The organism is Cereibacter sediminicola, from assembly GCF_007668225.1.
GTDB lineage: Bacteria > Pseudomonadota > Alphaproteobacteria > Rhodobacterales > Rhodobacteraceae > Cereibacter_A > Cereibacter_A azotoformans.
Map to the genome: position 1 here is coordinate 1 of NZ_VDEK01000002.1, position 17,576 is coordinate 17,576.

The following is a 17,576-nucleotide window of genomic DNA, read 5'->3' on the forward strand; positions in this document are numbered from 1 at the left end:
CAAGAGCCATCTCGCGATCGCCATCGCCCGCGCGCTCATCCGCGCTGGCACCCGCGGTCGCTTCTTCAACGTCGTCGACCTCGTGAACAAGCTTGAAGCCGAGACCCGCAGCGGCAAGCAAGGCCGAACCGCTGACTACCTCGGCCGCCTCGACTTTGTGATCCTGGACGAACTCGGTTACCTGCCGTTCGCCCAAGCCGGCGGGCAGTTGCTCTTCCATCTCATCAGCCGCCTCTACGAGCGCACCTCGATCATCGTCACCACCAACCTCGCCTTCGGCGAATGGCCGACCGTCTTCGGCGACGCCAAGATGACCACCGCGCTCCTCGACCGGCTCACCCACCACTGCGAGATCATCGAGACTGGCAACGAGAGCTGGCGCTTCAAGAACCGCGCCTGACCCTCAGCACGCGAGCCCGATCAGGGCCTGAGCCGCCTCCACAACCTGACCGTTCCGTCGGCTCAGGCCCTGATCTCACGGAGCCGGGGGGTCAAAATTGGACGCCGATTGGGGGTCAATTTTGGATGCCGATTGACAACCTGGTTCTCGAAATCGCGCTCGATCCCCTCGATCACCGGGGTGGCCAGCCCAAGCTCTTCACGCATCAGCGCGCGCCAGCAATCCGACCGACCGAGCATGAACACCAGAACGGCGAGCATCTCGGCGGGAACGGCAACTTTCGCACGGGCGAGGATCGGCCTCAGGCTATCGGCGGACTGCTTTTCCGTCAGTTCAGCGGGTGCGTCACTTGGGCGAAGCTTTCGCGGGTCGTCACCCGAACCCTGTGCCGATTGCGGGAGAAGCCGCGACAATTCGGGGTCAAGACGATGCGCGAAGGCGACGGCACCGCCATGCGCGACCACCTCGTCTGCGGCACGCCAGGTTCCGTCGCGCGTTGGCACCCGTGTTCCGGAAAGGATTTTCCCGATCTGATCGTTCGACGTTCTCGCCAGAAAGCGGAAACCCGAGTCATAGACGGCACGGGCAGACTGGTTCCCTGAAGCGGCGATGCGCGAGAGAGAATTCATCCAACCATGGAAATGGTCAGGCTCCGGAGCCCCGTGCTGCTGAACCTCGCGCACGATGGTCTGTGCCTCGGCGCCTGGCGCCGACAACAGCCAGGCCAGAAGGGGCCATCCCGGCAAGGTCAGGTCTGCGCCGTCTTTTGCGAGGGATTGCAGGTAAGGGGCGATGTCACCGGGCCGCTCGCCGATCCAGCACGGGAGGCTTCCATCAGAGAGACGGTCCGGAAGCGCACTTTTGCTTGCGGCGGTGTCCTTCAGCACACCGTCCTTCACCAGAAGACGCAAGGTGTCCTCGTCGAGCAGGCCGACTGGTACATCCTTGCGTGTTGCCATGTCCGAGGGGAGCAGGCCCGAATTCAAGCCAGGTAGATCCATTACGGCTGCGGGCGCGACTGTGCGCCCGTCGATCAGGGTGAGCCATTGCGTCTCAGCAAGCAGAGGTAGCGTTTCCGCTGTCCTGCCATCCCGAATGGCTGCGATAATTTGTGCAACATGTTTTGCAGGCTCGGGTTGGCCGAGCAGGAAGGCAAGTTGCCGCTCCGCGGACCAGATGCGCGCCGAAGTGATCCGGCGAAACTGTTCCTGCGCCGCGTTGCCGAACGGGGCGTGCAAGATAGGCACGTCGATGCCGTCCGGAAAGGGCAAGTCCGGGTTCTGGCGAAAGCCATGCACGGCAGCAACGCGCCCCTGGTTGGTCTCGAAGATCGGCAGAAGTTCGAGATCTTCGTCCGGGATATTCGCCATGAAAAAGGCCGAGAACAGTTCGGGCGAAATCGGAGTGGCTGCGATATGCCTCTGATTGGCCAAGAAATTTTCGCCAAGTGTCGCACCATCGAACTTCCGGACGCCAAGCTGTCCCTGTTTCACGGCGTCAATGCGCATCATCAGGGTCGAATTCAGCAAGATGGTCTTGTCGTCTCTTCCGACAAGGCTGCGCGCGAAAGTGTCGAGTTGGCCGTTCCCCCCTTCGATCCACAGCAGGTCGCGGTCATCGAAGCGGGCTTCGCGGCGTCCGGCAAGGAGCGCGCGTAGGTACGGGCGGTACTTGCTCTCGGTGCTCCAGAGCTTGTGCATCAGGTCGAGACGCGCTTCATCTGGTCCCGAAGCATCTGCCTCTGCGGCAAGACGCGCCGTTTCGTAGGAAGGATCTTTCGCATAGGTCAGACCGGCTCCGAGCTCGGTCAGGAGCTGGGCAGCCTCGGCGTAGTTGATCATCATGGCGCCGGCACCGGGAGCTGCACGTTCGAGCAGCTCGACAAGCTTCCGGTTCTCGTTATTGTAAGCGAAAAGGCGACCGCTGCTTGCTGCCTTTGACAGATCGTCGAGGCTGGCGCTGCGCGGGAAGCCAAGCCCCTTGTCGACACGGACGATGTGCAGTGTCCGGAACTCCGGATCGCTCTGCGCCTCGGCCAAATTGTCTCCCATCGCCTTCAGGATGGCAATTGCGGCGGTTGCGGCCGCGTCCTCGGTCGCGGTGTGCTTCAACAGCGGTTGCAGGGCCGTCAACAGAACCTTCGCTTCGATCAGCGACAGGGTTCGGGCTCCGAAGCTTGTCGGACGCCAGTCTTGGTGAATACACAGCGGCGCGGCCTCGACCGCGGCCAGCGTCCTGCGCATCTGGCTGCTGCGCATCACGCTGGGTGGCATGGGCAGCACGCAATCATCCGGAAGATGGCGAAGGACCATCCGGATGTGTTCGCCCTGTGCCATATCGACATCACGCTTTGTCATCGCCTGGCGAAGCAGGCTCAGGACAGGCGCGACAAGCGCTGCCGACTTGGCCAGACGCTCGCGGCGTGCAAAATCAAGGAATTCGCCGAACCGTGCGAGCTTTCCCCCTTGACCAAATGCGCCGCCGGTCAGGAGCCCGGCCATTTTTGCAAGTTCCTCGTCCTGCCAGGCCGCGGCAACTGGCGCCAGGACTGCGTTGGACCCGACTGTTGGAACAAGGTTCCACTCAGCCATGCGTTGCTCGAGGTCGGGGATCAGTTCTAGGATCCGGGGAAGCCGGGTATCTTCCGGCGCGGGCAGTGCGCGGAATTGAAGACTCGGCGCGTTCAGCGTCCAGCCGATCTTTCGGTCGTTCAAGGTCCGCGCCAGAACCTGCCGCGACGATATTGCATTGCGATGGTTCCTTATGAGCCCGGACGCATTCAAGCCGGATACGACTGCCTGTAGCCTCATCTCGGTCAATACGTCTGACTCGAGCGCATCCATCAACAAACCCGGCAGCAGAGGCAGCACGAGTTCGTCGCGCACCCGCGCGTTCCACGCGGCGCTGACGTCGTCCGGCGTGTCCTTGTCATGACCGAGGATGGCGTCCCTTCCGCTCGTTACGAAGAAGTAGCCATGCAGGAACAGCCGCACCTGTCCGGTCCCGACGACGCGGGGCGCGCTTTCGCTCGCTACAGGAAGGAACACGGACCACGTGATGTCGAGTTCATCTTGTCCGTCGGGATCGACGAGAAGCGCCACGGCACCATGCGGCAACGCCTTCTGTGGAACCATGGCATCGTCCTGCCGGTCGAGGATATCCGGCCAACCCTCCGAGGCGGTCAGGTCGGTGCCAAAATCCGCCGGCGCCATCATTTCTTTGCCGACGCTGCGGATTCCGGCGCACAGCGGACCACCGAAATCAGTCTGCTGCGGCGTTGCAGGATCAAAGCGCAAGCGCGGGGAAGCGGCCCGATCAATGACACTGGACGTGCCATCGATCACGACAACTTCGAGTTTCCGGACGTTACGCAACAGCGAAACGATGCCAGACAGCCAGAACGGGTCGTTGGCATCATCCAGCAAGCTTGTGTCGTAGGACTTGGGTAGGAAGCCGCTGGTGGTCGTCTTCGGTTTGAGGGTTGGGCTTCGGAGGGGATACCATTGGACCATCTGACGGGCGGAGCCTGCGATGCCACTCGACAGAAGCAGATCACGGTCCCGCGTGGTCAGCGCGGCTTTCCATTCGACGCATGCATCACCGGGTTTCCCTATGACGATATAGGGATTGACCACGAGGGAAGGCACCTCGTTTTCGTGGCCATCAGAGACAACGAGGAAGGCATCGCAGACGTGGAACGCTGTCTTCTGTCCCATTCCGAACCGCCCGATGGCGGCGGTGTCGGTGGCTTTGATGCTGCCGCCGAAGCGCGCAATGCCTTGCGCTGATGCCGCGTCATATCGGCCGTCGTTAGCGACCATCAGCCCCGGAACCCTCAGGAGCGGGTGATCCGCCTCGGGCCAGCCGGGCAGAACTGCGATCCTGACTTGCTCTGAACCAGAATCATCCGCGTTTTGGAGAAGTTCTCGCAGGAGCGTCCGTCCGCCCTCGAAATGGTAGCGTTCCTTCAGGTTGGTCCGAAGGTCCTCGATAATCGACTTTTCGTCGCGTTGCATCGTCATGGGCGAGAAACTCTTCATAAGTAGGCGAAGCGCCGGAAATAAATTATGGCAACCCGCACTTCCCGAAGTGGAGCGGATAAGCAGGCAAAGCGCAAGATCGTCTCAGCTTCGATGTTCTCTCGCAGCGAGTATCCCGATGGGCGGCGATGCCGCCCATCGGTGAAGCTGGTCAAAGGGCGCGTATGAAGAGTACTTCTTGGGAGCTAAGTCCGTTTTTTCTGCCCGTCGCTTAGCCCTCTGAGCGGGATGCGAAGGTCCGCTGTCGCTGATTGCCGCAGGCGCGATACCGCTGCCTCACGGGCTGCTCTCCGCCCGCCACGTCGGTGCCGCCGGCCATGCCGCAGTGAACTCGAAGGTCTGAGAGGGGCTGCTCGGTTCCATCGCTGCGGTGCGCTTGACCGACCGCTTCGGCGCGCTCGTGGAGAGGGTCGACCGGCCGCAAGGGGCCGACCTTGCAGATCCGCCACGCTCAACGGCGCCGAGGCGGGGCGGTCGCGATCTGCGCATCGCGCCCGTTCGAGCCGTCGGCCTGAGTGACCGGTTTCGCGGGACACTGCGGGCGCCATGCCGCAGCAGCGTCAGGCGGCTCTCCGCCCGCCGCGTCGGTGCCGCCGGCCACACTGCAGTGAACTCGAAGGTCTGAGAAGGGCTGCGAGCGCATCTCGCTGCAGTGAACTCAAGCGACCAGTCCGAAGGACGGCGCCAACGTGGCCGACCGGCCGAATAGGGCCGAAGCTTTCCCCGTCACACACCCCGAGCAGCACCAAGGAGGAACTGCGCGGCGCGGGGGCATCGGGTGAGGGGTCAATGAAGCAGGGGGGTGGTGAAATCGATGCTACCATACAGGAAGCAGAAACCGACCTATGGTGACAACTATCATTACCTCTACACAGCCCCTGCACCAACGCCGCTCAGGCTTCGAGTTCCGCGTCCCAGTAGAGATAGTCGAGCCAGCTCTCGTGCAGGTGGTTGGGCGGGAAGCGCTGGCCGTGGCGCTGCATCTCGGCGGGCGTGGGCTCCTTCGGGGCGCGGAACAGGCGCATGCCGGCCTGCCGCAGCGTCTTTGACCCCTTGCGCAGGTTGCAGGACGAACAGGCGGCCACCACGTTCTGCCAGCTCGTCACGCCGCCCCGGGCACGGGGCAGGACATGGTCGAAGGTCAGGTCGCCCTTCGCGCCGCAATACTGGCACCGGAATTCGTCCCGCAGGAAAAGATTGAAGCGCGTGAAGGCCACGCGCTTCTGGGGGGACACGAATTCCTTGAGCACCACGACGGAGGGTATTCGGAAGGCCGCACGCTGGCTGCGCACGACCTGATCGTACTCGGCCACGATCGAGACCCTGTCGAGAAAGGCCGCCTTGATCGCCTCCTGCCAGGGCCAGAGAGACAGCGGATAGTAGGAGAGCGGCCGGTAATCCGCGTTCAGAACGAGCGCCGGATAGTGTTTCAGTGCCGCCGGTTCGCGCACGAAGCTGGTTCTGAAATCGCCGTCCATCGCCGAAGTGACTCCTTCTCCGCCCTGTCTGCCGTTTGTCGGCACCAGAGCGGGGAACCCGCCCCGATGACACAACTATATATGGCGGTCACCCTCAGGCAAGCCCCGCAACCGGCCCTGGGTTCCCGGAACGGTTGTGGCGGCCTCAGGTGACGGGGATGTGACGCTTTTTTCGCCAGACGATGAAGATGGCGGGACTTGGGTCAGTCGGGCAGGCGGTCCTTCAGGAAAGCCAGCGCCACCGAGAGCCCGTCGGGCGCGATGCCGTGGCCGGTGCCCTTCATCACATGTCCGTAGGTCGTGAAGCCCGCGCGGGTGAGCGCCTCACCCGCAAGGCTCATTTCGGCGAAGGGCACCATCGGGTCGGCATCGCCGTGGATGAGGAGGACCGGCGGCTTCACCCGCGCCTCCTCCGCGAGCCGCTCGGGCGCGAGGAGCCGGCCGGAGAAGGCCACGATGCCCGCGATCTCTTCGGCCCGGCGGGGGGCGACGTGAAGCGCCATCATCGTGCCCTGGGAAAAGCCCACCAGCGCGATCGCGGAGGGCGGCAGCCCCTCGGCCGCAAGCTGTTCGTCGATGAAGGCGTCGAGATCCAGGGCGGCCGCCTCGAGCCCCTCGGCGGCTTCGGCCTCGGACGAGTCGTCCAGCCACGGGATCGGAAACCACTGGCAGCCGAAACCGCTTGCGCGGCAGCCTTCGGGCGCATCGGGGGCCACGAAGGCCGTGCCCGGCAGATGCGGCGCCAGAGGATCGGCCAGGCCCAGCAGGTCGGCCCCGTCGGCTCCGTAGCCGTGCAGGAAGATCACGAGGCTCCGCGCCTCGCCCTGCGCCGGGCCGCGGCGCCCGAATTTCAGCTTGCGTGTCATGCGGTTCCTTCCCGTCCCTTGGCATGACGGTAATAGGCCCAGAGAAGGCGCGCCGCAACGCCCCGCCACGGGCTCCAGTCTTCGGCCATCGCCCGCAGCGCACGCTCGCTCGGCCGCGCCTCGAGATCGAAGAGAAGCCGGGCGGACTCCTGCAAGGCAAGATCCCCGGCGCAGAGGATGTCGGCCCGGCCGAGCGAGGTCATGGCATAAAGCTCGGCCGTCCAGCGACCGATGCCGGGAAGGGCCGTCAGCCGCGCCACCACCTCGGCGTCCGGCAACTGCGCCAGCGCGCGATAATCCAGCGTCGCCCGCGCCAGCGCCTGGACATAGCGGATCTTGGCCGCCGAGAGCCCGCATCCTCGCAGGGCCGCCTCGTCGGCCGCCGCCACCGCCTCGGGCGACATGAGGCCCGCGGTCTCCATCCGCGCCCGCATGGCCGCCGCCGCCGCGGTCGAGACCTGCTGTCCGAGGATCGCCCCCACCAGCTCGGCAAAGCCCTCGGGCCTGCGGCGCAGAGGGGGATCCCCCGTCAGGGCATGGGCGGCGGCAAAGCGCGGCTCGCGCCGGGCGAGCCAGTCGAGGCCCTCTGCGATGCAGGCGGGCGAGGTCAGGATGCGGCCGGTCATCCCCAAGCCATGGCGGATCGGGGCGCGGGCGTCCAGCCCGACGCGGTGGCGCGCGCCCGGCGCCTTCAGCTTTTCGCTGGACGGGGGCGCGGGCGGCGCACTAGGGAAGGGCATGAGCCAGACGTCCGCCCTGCCCGCCTCCGATGCCCGCGCCCGCCGCAACGTGATCGTCCTCGTGGCCGCGCAGGCGATCCTCGGCTCGCAGCTTTCGATGGTCTTCATCGTGGCGGGGCTCTCGGGGCAGACGCTCGCTCCGAACCCCTGCTGGGCGACGCTTCCGATCACGCTGGCCGTGACGGGATCGATGCTCTCGGCCACGCCGCTGTCGGCGATCATGCAGCGGTTCGGGCGGCGGGCCGGGTTCGTCCTTGGCGCGGTCGCCGGGGCCGCCGGGGCCGGGGTCTGCGCGCTGGGGCTGATGCAGGGCTCGTTCGCGCTGTTCCTCGCGGGCTCGCTTCTGACCGGCATCTACATGTCGGCTCAGGGGTTCTACCGCTTTGCCGCCGCCGATACGGCCTCCGAGGCCTTTCGCCCCAAGGCGATCTCGTGGGTCATGGCGGGCGGGCTGCTGTCGGCCGTGATCGGCCCGCAGGTCGTCAAGCTGACGGCCGAGTCGATGGTGGTGCCCTTTCTCGGCACCTACCTCGCGGCGATCGGGCTGAACCTCGGGGGGATGCTGCTCTTTGCCTTTCTCGACATTCCGCGCCCCGCGGCGCCCGCCCTGGGCAGCCCGCGCGGCCGCAGCCGGGCCGAGCTGATCCGCGATCCCCGGATCGCCGTGGCGGTGATCTGCGCGACCGTCGCCTATGCGCTGATGAACCTCGTGATGACCTCGTCGCCGCTTGCGGTGGTGGGCTGCGGCTTTGCCACGTCGGACGCGGCCGACGTGGTGACGGCCCATGTGCTGGCCATGTATGGGCCGAGCTTCTTCACCGGCCATGTGATCGCCCGGATCGGGGCGGAAAAGGTGATGGCGGCGGGGCTGGCCATCCTTGCGGCCTCGGGTGCGGTCGCGCTTTCGGGGGTCGAGCTGGGGCATTTCTTCGGCGCGCTGGTGCTGCTCGGGATCGGCTGGAACTTCGGCTTCATCGGCGCGACGGCCATGCTGGCCTCGGCCCATGCGCCGGAAGAGCGGGGGCGCGTGCAGGGTTTGAACGACCTGATCGTGTTCGCGGGCGTGGCGGCGGCTTCGCTCGCCTCGGGCGGGCTGATGAACTGCTCGGGCGGGACGGTCGAGGCCGGCTGGCAGGCCGTGAACCTCGCCATGCTGCCGTTCCTCGTGGCGGCCGGAGGGGCGCTGATCTGGCTCGCCCTGCGCCCGAACGAGGGCTGAGGCTTCAGACCCGGCCGGTAAAGGCCGACCGGAGCAGCCGCCAGCGGCGCGAGAATTCCGACAGCTGCAGCGTGCCCGACGCGACGCGGCCGGGTTCGGCCGCAGCCAGCCGCAGAAGCGCGCCCGTCTGCCAGGCGGGCAGGAGCGCGGGACGGGCGACGGCAGGCAGCCGACCGCGCCGGCCCTCGGCCAGCCGCGCAAGACCCCGCCGTGCCAGCCGCGCCACCGCCTCGGGCCGCCCGTCGGGCAGCGGCTGGCGCCCGCGCGCCTCAAGCTCGGGCACCGCCTGAAGCCAGGCGGCCAGACCCGCCGCCCAGCCGATCCCGCGCACCGCGCCCTCGGCGTGGCCCGGCGCCCCGAGTGCCAGGGCCGAGGCCCACATGAGACCCGCCGCCGTCGCCTCGATATGAGCGGCAAAGGCCGCCTCATCCTCGAACGGCTCCGCCCAGATGTCGCGCCGCCGCGCCTCGACCATCGCGTCGAGCAGCGGCACCGGCAGACCGGCCTCGCGGATCACCTCGGCCAGCGGCGCCGCGACCTCATGCGCCCGCACCCGTCCCTGCGCCGCCTCCTCGATCACGTCGCGCCAGAACTGAAGGCGCATCTCGGCGATCATCGGCTCGCGCGTGACCCAGGGCGCCCGCGCCACCTCGAGGTTGAAGGCGTAGAGCGGCAGAAGGCGGCTCCGCGCGGCCGGCGGTGCGGCCATCGCCGCCGCATGGCGGTCGGGATCGCCGCGCTCGACCAGCCCGGCGCAGGCCTCAAGGGTCATGCCAAAGGCTCCGCCACGACCTGCAGGTAGCCATAGCTCGATCCGTGGCGGCGCCAGATGTCGATTTCCCGCGCCTCCTCGTCGAGGATGCCGGCCAGGGTCGGCTCGGCCTCGGCCCGCAGATGGGCCAGACGGGCGGCGAGCGGCTCGTAATAGGCGGACCAGCCGCCCTCGGGGAGCCAGCGGTCGGCCAGCACCCGCCACCCCGCCGCCTCCACCTGGGCAAGGATGCCCGCCCGATCGGTCATGGCCGGATAGCGCGTCCAGAACTCGCGCGCCTCGAGCGGCGGATTGTCGATCCGCCAGCCGAGCTCCGAAAAGGCCACGCGGCCACCCGGTTTCAGATGCGGACGCCAGGCCGAAAGCGCCTCGGCGATGCCCACATTGTAGATCGCGCCCGCGCACCAGATCAGGTCGAACATGCCTTCGGGCGCGCGCATGTCGCCGGGCACCGCCCGCAGCCGCGCGTCCACCCCCAGCCGCGCCACAAGCTCGTCGATGTAGGGTTGGTGCAGGTCCATCGCCACCACCTGCCCATCCGGCACCGCCGCCAGAAGCCCCGCCACGTCCGCTCCCGGCCCGCAGCCGGCGTCGAGCACCCGGCCCGAGGGCGGCACCCGTGCGACCCCGAGCGCCCAGGCGAGGCTCTCGTCATCGCCCGGCCCCTCGCGCTCGAGGGTGGAATGCAGGGTGAAGAAGGCGTCTTCCGGCGTCATGATCCCTCCTCGCGCCGTGCGTCGCGCACGAGCTTCCAGTTGATCGCGTCCAGCAGCGCCTCGAACGAGGCATCCACTATGTTCGGCGAGACGCCGACGGTGGACCACCGCCGCCCCTGTCCGTCCTCGCTGTCGATGATGACGCGCGTGACGGCCTCGGTGCCGCCCTGCGTGATCCGCACCTTGAAATCGACGAGCCGCATGTCGGCGATCACCGATTGCCAGCGCCCCAGATCCTTGGCCAGCGCCTTCGAGAGCGCGTTGACCGGACCCCGTTCGGTCCCGTTCTCGTCCAGACTCTCCGAGACCGACAGCACCCGCTGCCCGTCGATGATCACGACCACCACGGCCTCCGAGAGCGTCATGGTGCCCTCGCCCACCCGCCGCCGCTCGACCGTCACGCGATACCGCTTCACCTCGAAGAACGAGGGCATGAGCCCCAGTTCCCGCCGCGCCACCAGCTCGAAGCTGCCCTGCGCGGAGTCGTAGGCATAGCCCTGATCCTCGCGCGCCTTGATCACCTCGAGGATGCGGCCGAGGCGCGGATCGCCCGCCGGAACCTCGATCCCGGCGGCGGCGAGGCGGGCGCGCAGGTTCGACTGGCCCGCCTGGTTCGACATCGGGATCACCCGCACGTTGCCGACCAGCGCGGGATCGATATGTTCGTAGGTCGCGGGGTCCTTGAGGATGGCCGAGGCATGAAGCCCCGCCTTGTGCGCAAAGGCCGAGGCCCCGACATAGGCCGAGGCGCGGCGCGGCACCCGGTTCAGGATGTCGTCGAGCATCCGGCTGATCCGCACCATCCCGGCCAGCGCCTCGCGCGAGATGCCGGTCTCGAACCGGCTGGCGTAGGGCTCCTTGAGCAGGAAGGTCGGGATCAGCGCGGTGAGGTTGGCGTTGCCGCACCGCTCGCCCAGCCCGTTCAGCGTGCCCTGCACCTGCCGCGCGCCCGCATCGACCGCCGCCAGCGTCGCGGCCACCGCCGTGCCCGTGTCGTCATGGGTGTGGATGCCGAGCCGCTCGCCCGGCACGCCCGCCGCGATCACCTCGGCCACGATCCGCCCCACCTCGGCCGGAAGCGTGCCGCCGTTGGTGTCGCAGAGCACCACCCAGCGCGCCCCCGCCTCCAGCGCCACCTTCAGGCAGTCGAGCGCATATCCGGGGTTCGCGCGGTAGCCGTCGAAGAAATGCTCGGCATCGAGGATCGCCTCGCGCCCCTTGCCCACCACATGCGCAACCGAGGCACGGATCGAGGCAAGGTTCTCCTCCAGCGTCACCCCGAGCGCGGTGGTCACATGGAACTCGTGCGCCTTGCCGACGAGGCAGACCGTGCCTGTCCCCGCATCCAGCACCGCCGCGAGCACATCGTCATTCTCGGCCGAGCGTCCGGCGCGCTTGGTCATCCCGAAGGCCGAGAGCCGCGCCCTGAGCCGCGGAGCCCCGGCGAAGAAGTCGCTGTCGGTCGGGTTCGCCCCCGGCCAGCCGCCCTCGATGTAGTCCACCCCCAGCGAATCGAGCGCCAGCGCGATCTGCCGCTTGTCCGAGGTCGAGAACTGCACGCCCTGCGTCTGCTGCCCGTCGCGCAGCGTGGTGTCGTAGAGGTAGAGGCGCTCCTTCACCAACCCTGACGCCTCGCCTTGCCCCGCCACGCGTTCGTGCCCTTCATTCTGGTCCAAATATCCTCGGGGGGTCCGGGGGGCAGACAGCCCCCCGGCTTCGCCTTCAGGACCCCGCTCACCCGGCGCGTCGGTCATTCCGGCTCCCCCAGCCTAGCGGGATCGAAGTCAGGCCCCAAATCCCACTCGGCGCCTGCAGGCGTGTCCTTGATGATGACGCCCGCTCCCACCAGAAGATCGCGGATCGCGTCCGAACGCCTGAAATCTTTGCCGATGCGGGCCTGCTTCCGCTCGTCCAGCAACCTCTCGATCGTCTTGCGATACTGCAGAGTGCCGACGATCCCAGTACCGCTGCCAGACACTTCTAGGACAGCGTTCCCGGTGCCAGTCACCGGCGGCAGCGTCCATCCTCGCAGCTCATCCTCAAGAAGGCCCAAGAGGGAAGCTGAAGCCTTCAGAAGCGCGCCATCCTCTTGCGCGGCGATACTGTGCAAGCGAGTGATCGCAGCAGGTGTATTTAGGTCATCCGCAAGGGCAGAAAGCACCGTAGAGTCCGGCATTGCGGTCGGTTCGACATCGGCCGTCAACTTCCGCCACTTCCAGAGCGTCGCCTTGGCTTGAGCAGCCTTTTCCGCGGTCCAGTCCATCGGCTTGCTGTAGTGCGTTCCGAGAAGCACCATGCGGATCACTTCGCCGGGAATGCCGCGATCCTTTCTCAAATCGTGGATGGTGAAGAAGTTGCCGAGCGATTTCGACATCTTCTTGCCATCGACCAGCAGCATCTCGTTGTGCATCCAGACGTTGGCAAAGCCGCCCTCGGGGTGGGCGCAGCAGCTTTGCGCGATCTCGTTCTCGTGGTGGGGGAACTGCAGGTCGATCCCGCCCGCGTGGATGTCGAACGAGGCGCCCAGAAGCTCGTGCGACATGGCCGAGCATTCGATGTGCCAGCCGGGGCGGCCGCGGCCCCAGGGCGAGTCCCAGCCCGGAAGCTCGTCGTCCGACGGTTTCCAGAGCACGAAGTCCATCGGATCTTCCTTGAAGGGCGCGACCTCGACCCGCGCGCCCGCGATCATGTCATCGACCGAGCGCCCCGAGAGCGCGCCATAGTCGCGGTAGCTGCGCACGCGGAACAGCACATGGCCCTCGGCCGCATAGGCGTGGCCCCTGGCGACCAGATCCTCGATCATCGCGATCATGGCGCCGATCCATTCGGTCGCCCGCGGCTCGTGCGTGGGACGGAGCGCGCCGAGCGCGTCCATGTCCTCGTGGTACCAGCGGATCGTCTCGTCGGTGCGCTCGCGGATCAGCTCTTCCAGGCTGCGCGGATCGCCCGCGGCCTTCCGCGCCTGCGCGGCGGCGTTGATCTTGTCGTCCACATCGGTGAAGTTGCGGACATAGGTCACATGATCCGGCCCATAGACGTGCCGAAGCAGGCGGAACAGCACGTCGAAGACCACAACCGGCCGCCCGTTGCCCAGATGCGCCCGGTCATAGACCGTCGGCCCGCAGACATAGAGCCGCACGTTGGTCGGGTCGATGGGCGTGAACGCCTCTTTCCGGCGGGTCTTCGTGTTGGTGAGGCGGATCGTCGTCATGGGTCCTCGCAAGGCTGCCTGCGCGCGGGCTTCTCATATCACGACCGTGGAGGGAACGGAAAAGCGGCCCGCGATGGCGGTATTTTGGCGGAAGAGGTGGGATTCGAACCCACGGATGGTTGCCCATCGGCGGTTTTCAAGACCGCTGCAATCGACCACTCTGCCACTCTTCCAGGGCAGCCGGGACGGCATCGCCCGGCGCTGCGAAGAACTACCGGCAACCTTGCGGCAGCACAATGCCGATCTGACGACGACGCCACGGACCGCGCCAAGGCTTGACGCCAGGATACGGGATGCGCGTCAGCCCAGCGCGCGCACGATGGCCCAGAGGCCGAAGCCCAGCATGAAAAGCCCCGAGACGCGCGCCACCCACGGCCCGAACGCGGGTGGCAAACGGCGCTGGGCAGCCGCAACCGTCCCCGCCAGCAAGATCCACCACAGCATCGAGCCGGTGAAGACGCCCGCCACGACAAGGGCCGCCGAGACCGGATCCGCCTCGCGCGCGAGGCCGAGGCCCGCAAAGATGGCCGCGAAGGTCAGGATCGTCGCCGGATTGGCGAGCGTGAGGAGGAAGGTCGCGGCCAGCGTGGCCCCGAGGCCGCCGGCCGCGACCTGCGCCGCGCCCGTCGGGGGCCGGGGTTGCAGGCTGCGAAGGCCCAGCCAGATCAGGAACGCCCCTCCCCCGAGGCCGAGCGGCAGGGCGATGCGGTCGAGGAGGGCCGCGAAGGCCGCAAATCCCGCGGCTGCGGCGGCGGCATAAGAGGCGTCCGCGAGTGCTGTGCCAAGCCCCCCCGCCACGCCCGCCCGGAACCCGTGTGACAGCGTCCGCTGGATGCAGAGCGCGCCGATGGGCCCAAGCGGCGCGGCCACGGCAAGCCCCATGAGCGCGGCCTTGAAGAACAGCATCATCGCGGCACCAGCGGCGCCGTCCGAAGCGTGGACAGCGCGAGCATCGTCTCGGAGCGGGCGATCAGCCCGTCACCCTTCATCTGCCCGAGAAAGGCCTCGACCCCGTCAAGGTCCGCGACACGCAGGTGGATCAGATAGGACCAGACACCCGTCACATGATGACATTCGGTAATGCCGGGATGCGTGGTTGCGAAGGCGCGAAAGGCCTCCTCGCGCGCGTGGGGCACATCCACCCAGATCAGCGCCAGAACCGGCAGGCCCAGGGCCTCGGGCGCGACATCCAGGGTGAAGCGGCGGATCACGCCCTGCGCCACAAGCCGCCTCACACGCTCATTGACGGCAGAGGTGGACAGGCCGACCTGCCCGGCCACTTCGGTCAGGGACCGGCGGGCATCCTCGGCCAGAAGTCCGGCTATTTCACGGTCGATATCGTCCAGCACAGCCCGATTACCCGCCCACAACGCTTCACACGAGAATTATTCCTGTAACACAGGCGTCACCTCCCGTCCATCGCGATCGCGGACGTGAAAAGGGCGCGGATTTCTCCGCGCCCTTTCCTCCGATCCGGTGCCTTCGGTTCAGAACCGGAAGCCGACCTTCGCCTGAAGCGTGGTCGCGTCCGCGTCGGTGCCCGCGTCGTCGAACGTGTCCCACTTGTGGCGCAGCAGTTCGGCGCCCACCGTCCAGCGGTCCGTCAGCATGTGGTCGTAGCCGATGCCGTAGACGTAGCCATCGTCCGGGTCGCCCGCATCCGAAGTCACGTCGGCCCAGGAACCGCCGGCGGTGGCGTAGAGCAGACCACGACCGATCTTGCCGCCCGCCATCAGCTTCACCGTCGCCACGTTGTCCAGCTCTGCGCTGTCGCCGATGTCGATGTTGGTGATGTCATAGGCAATTTCCGCGCCGACAACGGCACGGCCAAAGTCGTAGCGGTAGCCGGCGTGCACGCCGCCAATGGCGCCGTTGCCGTCCAGGCCGCTCACATTCGTATCGACGTCGCCATAGCCGAGCTGGCCGCCGACGTAGAAGCCGCTCCAGTCGGTCACCGGAGCGACCACGACGGGGGCAGGCACCGGCTCGACAATGGGCTCCGGAGCCACGGTGATCGGGCCGCCCGCGAAGGCGGGAGCGGCCAGGAGGCCACCGAGCGCGAGCGCTGCAATGCGTTTCATCTCTGTCTCCAATCAAGCTTCCGGCTTCCGCGCTGCTGCGTTGCGGTCACGCCGGATCTGTCGTTGACGGTCTCGCACCGCCGGATGTGGCGGCGCTTTCCGTGCCTCATGTCGTATGTATCGCGCATGGTCGGCGCCAGAGCCACTCACGCTGTGGTGAAGCGGGCGAGTGGTCTTGCGCCAATTCCCGCTCAAGACGAGAGAATCATCGGCAATCAGGCGCCGGCCTTGTCTTCCAGCGTCAGCCACTCCTCTTCCGCCTGCGCCAGAAGGGCCTGCCGCTCGGCCATGGCCTCGGTGGCCCTGCGGAACTTGACGGGCTCGCGGGTGAAGAGATCCTCGGCCGCAAGGAACTCCGAGAGCTTTGCGATCTCGGCCTCGAGCCGTTCGATGATGCCGGGCAGGGCCTCGAGGCGCTTGCGCTCGGTGAAGGTCAGGCCTTCGGCCGGTTTCCTCACCTCGGGCCGCGGCGGGGCCTTCGGCGCCTCGCGCACAGGCTCGGGGGCGGCGGCCTCGGGGGTGCCCCGCTGGGCCAGAAGGTCGCTCCAGCCACCGGCATAGACCGTCGCCTGCCCCTGCCCCTCCAGCGCCACGGTGGTGGTGGCCACCCGGTCGATGAAGTCGCGGTCGTGGCTCACCAGCAGGACCGTTCCCTCGTAATCCCCGAGAATGTCTTGCAAAAGATCCAGCGTCTCGACATCGAGGTCGTTCGTCGGCTCGTCGAGGATCAGCAGGTTCGACTCGCGCGCCATGATCCGCGCCAGCAGCAGCCGCGCCTTCTCGCCGCCCGACAGCGACCGGACCGGAGCCCGCACCTGACGCTCGTCAAAGAGGAAATCCTTGAGGTAGCCCACCACATGCCGCGGCTGGCCCCGCACCATCACCTGATCCTGCTGCCCCGAGACGCGCATCGCCGGATCAGAGGTCAGGCTGTCCCAGAGCGAGGCTTCGGGGTCGAGCTGGGACCGCGTCTGGTCGAAGATCGCCACCTGCAGATTCGTGCCCAGCGTGACGGTGCCGGCGTCCGGCTCCATCTCGCCGGTCAGCAGTTTCAGAAGCGTGGTCTTGCCCACGCCGTTCGGCCCGACGAAGGCCACACGATCGCCGCGCAGCACGCGCAGCGAGAAATCCTTCACGATCGGTTGCCCGTCGAAAAGTTTCGTGAGGCCCTTTGCCTCGATCACGCGCTTTCCCGAGGTCGGACCGGACTCGAGTTCGAGCGCCGCCGTCCCCTGCCGGCGAATCTGCGACCGGCGCTCGTCGCGCATCGCCGCCAGCGCGCGCAGACGGCCCTGGTTGCGCTTGCGCCGCGCCGAGATCCCCTCGACCGCCCACCGCGCCTCGGCCATGATCCGGCGGTCGAGCTTGTGGCGCTGGTCGTCCTCTTCGGCCCAGACCTGCTCGCGCCAGTCCTCGAAGCCCTCGAACCCCGACTCGCGCCGCCGCACCTGACCGCGGTCGATCCAGAGGGTCGCGCGCGAGAGGGCGCGCAGGAAGGCGCGGTCGTGGCTGATCAGGACAAAGGCCGCCCGCGTCTCGGACAGCTGCGCCTCGAGCCACTGGATCGCCTGGATGTCGAGATGGTTCGTCGGCTCGTCGAGCAGCATCAGATCCGGCGCCTCGGCCATCAGCTTGGCCAGAGCCGCCCGCCGCCGCTCACCGCCCGAGGCGGTCGCAACCGGCGTGTCGGGGCGGAACTTCAGCCCCTCCGCCACCATCTCGACGCGATATTCCTCGCCCTGCGTCAGCCCCAAGGCCGCGTAGTCCCCCAGCGTGGCGAAGGCGGACAGGTCGGGGTCCTGCTCCATGTAGCCGACCGATGTGCCGGCCGGCACCACCCGGTCGCCGCGGTCAGGCTCGACCAGCCCCGCCATGACCTTGAGGAGCGTGGACTTGCCCGAGCCGTTTCGGCCGACGAGGGCCACCCGGTCCTGCTGCTGGACCACGAGGTCCAGCCCGTCGAAGACCGGCTCGCCGCCGAAGGTGAGGGAAATGCCCGAGAGCTGAAGGAGGGGTGCGCGTGCCATGACCGTCCGCTACAGGGGGTCGTGGC

General features: G+C 67.4%; 14 protein-coding genes and 1 tRNA gene. 2 read left to right on the forward strand and 13 right to left on the reverse strand.

The window, feature by feature from the left end:
• On the forward strand, positions 1–400 hold a 400-nt coding region (locus FG154_RS01340; protein WP_186312261.1), incomplete at its 5' end, for an ATP-binding protein.
• Positions 401–462: 62 nt separating this feature from the next.
• Here FG154_RS01340 and FG154_RS01345 read toward each other — a convergent pair.
• From FG154_RS01345 to FG154_RS01360, 4 genes are all read right to left on the reverse strand, one after another.
• On the reverse strand, positions 463–4,422 hold the full coding sequence (locus FG154_RS01345) for a sacsin N-terminal ATP-binding-like domain-containing protein (protein ID WP_145103645.1): 3,960 nt from the start codon (positions 4,420–4,422) through the stop codon (positions 463–465).
• A gap of 911 nt (positions 4,423–5,333) precedes the next feature.
• Positions 5,334–5,918 carry an HNH endonuclease gene (locus FG154_RS01350; protein WP_145103647.1) on the reverse strand — a complete coding sequence of 195 codons (585 nt, stop codon included), beginning with the start codon at positions 5,916–5,918 and terminating at the stop codon, positions 5,334–5,336.
• Positions 5,919–6,121: 203 nt separating this feature from the next.
• Positions 6,122–6,784 (reverse strand): alpha/beta hydrolase, encoded by a 663-nt coding sequence (locus FG154_RS01355; protein WP_145103649.1) that lies wholly within the window; start codon positions 6,782–6,784, stop codon positions 6,122–6,124.
• Complete coding sequence (locus FG154_RS01360) at positions 6,781–7,410, reverse strand: DNA-3-methyladenine glycosylase family protein (RefSeq protein ID WP_145104068.1); 630 nt, start codon at positions 7,408–7,410, stop codon at positions 6,781–6,783. Before FG154_RS01360 ends, FG154_RS01355 begins: the two co-directional genes overlap by 4 nt.
• A 112-nt stretch (positions 7,411–7,522) precedes the next feature.
• Between FG154_RS01360 and FG154_RS01365 the strand changes: the two genes are divergently transcribed.
• A complete protein-coding gene (locus FG154_RS01365; RefSeq protein WP_145103651.1) occupies positions 7,523–8,743 on the forward strand; it encodes an MFS transporter in 1,221 nt (406 codons plus the stop codon).
• Positions 8,744–8,747: 4 nt separating this feature from the next.
• Here FG154_RS01365 and FG154_RS01370 read toward each other — a convergent pair whose 3' ends face one another.
• The 9 genes from FG154_RS01370 to FG154_RS01410 all read right to left on the reverse strand — a co-directional run bounded on the left by FG154_RS01370 (position 8,748) and on the right by FG154_RS01410 (position 17,550).
• Positions 8,748–9,515, reverse strand: coding sequence for a squalene/phytoene synthase family protein (locus tag FG154_RS01370; RefSeq protein WP_145103653.1), 768 nt, complete (start codon positions 9,513–9,515; stop codon positions 8,748–8,750).
• The gene (locus FG154_RS01375) at positions 9,512–10,231 is read right to left on the reverse strand and encodes a class I SAM-dependent methyltransferase (protein WP_145103655.1); all 720 of its coding nucleotides are present in this window, start codon (positions 10,229–10,231) and stop codon (positions 9,512–9,514) included. Before FG154_RS01375 ends, FG154_RS01370 begins: the two co-directional genes overlap by 4 nt.
• Positions 10,228–11,880 carry a citramalate synthase gene (gene cimA, locus FG154_RS01380; protein WP_186312271.1) on the reverse strand — a complete coding sequence of 551 codons (1,653 nt, stop codon included), beginning with the start codon at positions 11,878–11,880 and terminating at the stop codon, positions 10,228–10,230. Before cimA ends, FG154_RS01375 begins: the two co-directional genes overlap by 4 nt.
• Positions 11,881–11,981: 101 nt before the next feature.
• Positions 11,982–13,442, reverse strand: coding sequence for a cysteine--tRNA ligase (cysS, locus tag FG154_RS01385; RefSeq protein ID WP_145103659.1), 1,461 nt, complete (start codon positions 13,440–13,442; stop codon positions 11,982–11,984).
• 85 nt (positions 13,443–13,527) lie between these two features.
• Positions 13,528–13,615, reverse strand: a tRNA-Ser gene (locus FG154_RS01390).
• A gap of 127 nt (positions 13,616–13,742) precedes the next feature.
• Positions 13,743–14,348 (reverse strand): LysE family translocator, encoded by a 606-nt coding sequence (locus tag FG154_RS01395; RefSeq protein ID WP_145103661.1) that lies wholly within the window; start codon positions 14,346–14,348, stop codon positions 13,743–13,745.
• On the reverse strand, positions 14,348–14,791 hold the full coding sequence (locus tag FG154_RS01400; protein ID WP_145103663.1) for an Lrp/AsnC family transcriptional regulator: 444 nt from the start codon (positions 14,789–14,791) through the stop codon (positions 14,348–14,350). Before FG154_RS01400 ends, FG154_RS01395 begins: the two co-directional genes overlap by 1 nt.
• A gap of 138 nt (positions 14,792–14,929) precedes the next feature.
• On the reverse strand, positions 14,930–15,523 hold the full coding sequence (locus tag FG154_RS01405) for an outer membrane protein (protein ID WP_145103665.1): 594 nt from the start codon (positions 15,521–15,523) through the stop codon (positions 14,930–14,932).
• Positions 15,524–15,738: 215 nt separating this feature from the next.
• Positions 15,739–17,550, reverse strand: coding sequence for an ABC-F family ATP-binding cassette domain-containing protein (locus FG154_RS01410; RefSeq protein ID WP_145103666.1), 1,812 nt, complete (start codon positions 17,548–17,550; stop codon positions 15,739–15,741).
• Positions 17,551–17,576: the final 26 nt, after the last annotated feature.

Coding starts and splice junctions, on each gene's coding strand:
- FG154_RS01375 (WP_145103655.1), bottom strand. CDS start 10,231: ATGACGCCGGAAGACGCCTTCTTCACCCTGCATTCCACCCTCGAGCGC.
- FG154_RS01345 (WP_145103645.1), bottom strand. CDS start 4,422: ATGACGATGCAACGCGACGAAAAGTCGATTATCGAGGACCTTCGGACC.
- FG154_RS01410 (WP_145103666.1), bottom strand. CDS start 17,550: ATGGCACGCGCACCCCTCCTTCAGCTCTCGGGCATTTCCCTCACCTTC.
- cysS (WP_145103659.1), bottom strand. CDS start 13,442: ATGACGACGATCCGCCTCACCAACACGAAGACCCGCCGGAAAGAGGCG.
- FG154_RS01350 (WP_145103647.1), bottom strand. CDS start 5,918: ATGGACGGCGATTTCAGAACCAGCTTCGTGCGCGAACCGGCGGCACTG.
- FG154_RS01370 (WP_145103653.1), bottom strand. CDS start 9,515: ATGACCCTTGAGGCCTGCGCCGGGCTGGTCGAGCGCGGCGATCCCGAC.
- FG154_RS01365 (WP_145103651.1), top strand. CDS start 7,523: ATGAGCCAGACGTCCGCCCTGCCCGCCTCCGATGCCCGCGCCCGCCGC.
- FG154_RS01405 (WP_145103665.1), bottom strand. CDS start 15,523: ATGAAACGCATTGCAGCGCTCGCGCTCGGTGGCCTCCTGGCCGCTCCC.
- FG154_RS01355 (WP_145103649.1), bottom strand. CDS start 6,784: ATGACACGCAAGCTGAAATTCGGGCGCCGCGGCCCGGCGCAGGGCGAG.
- FG154_RS01395 (WP_145103661.1), bottom strand. CDS start 14,348: ATGCTGTTCTTCAAGGCCGCGCTCATGGGGCTTGCCGTGGCCGCGCCG.
- FG154_RS01360 (WP_145104068.1), bottom strand. CDS start 7,410: ATGACCGGCCGCATCCTGACCTCGCCCGCCTGCATCGCAGAGGGCCTC.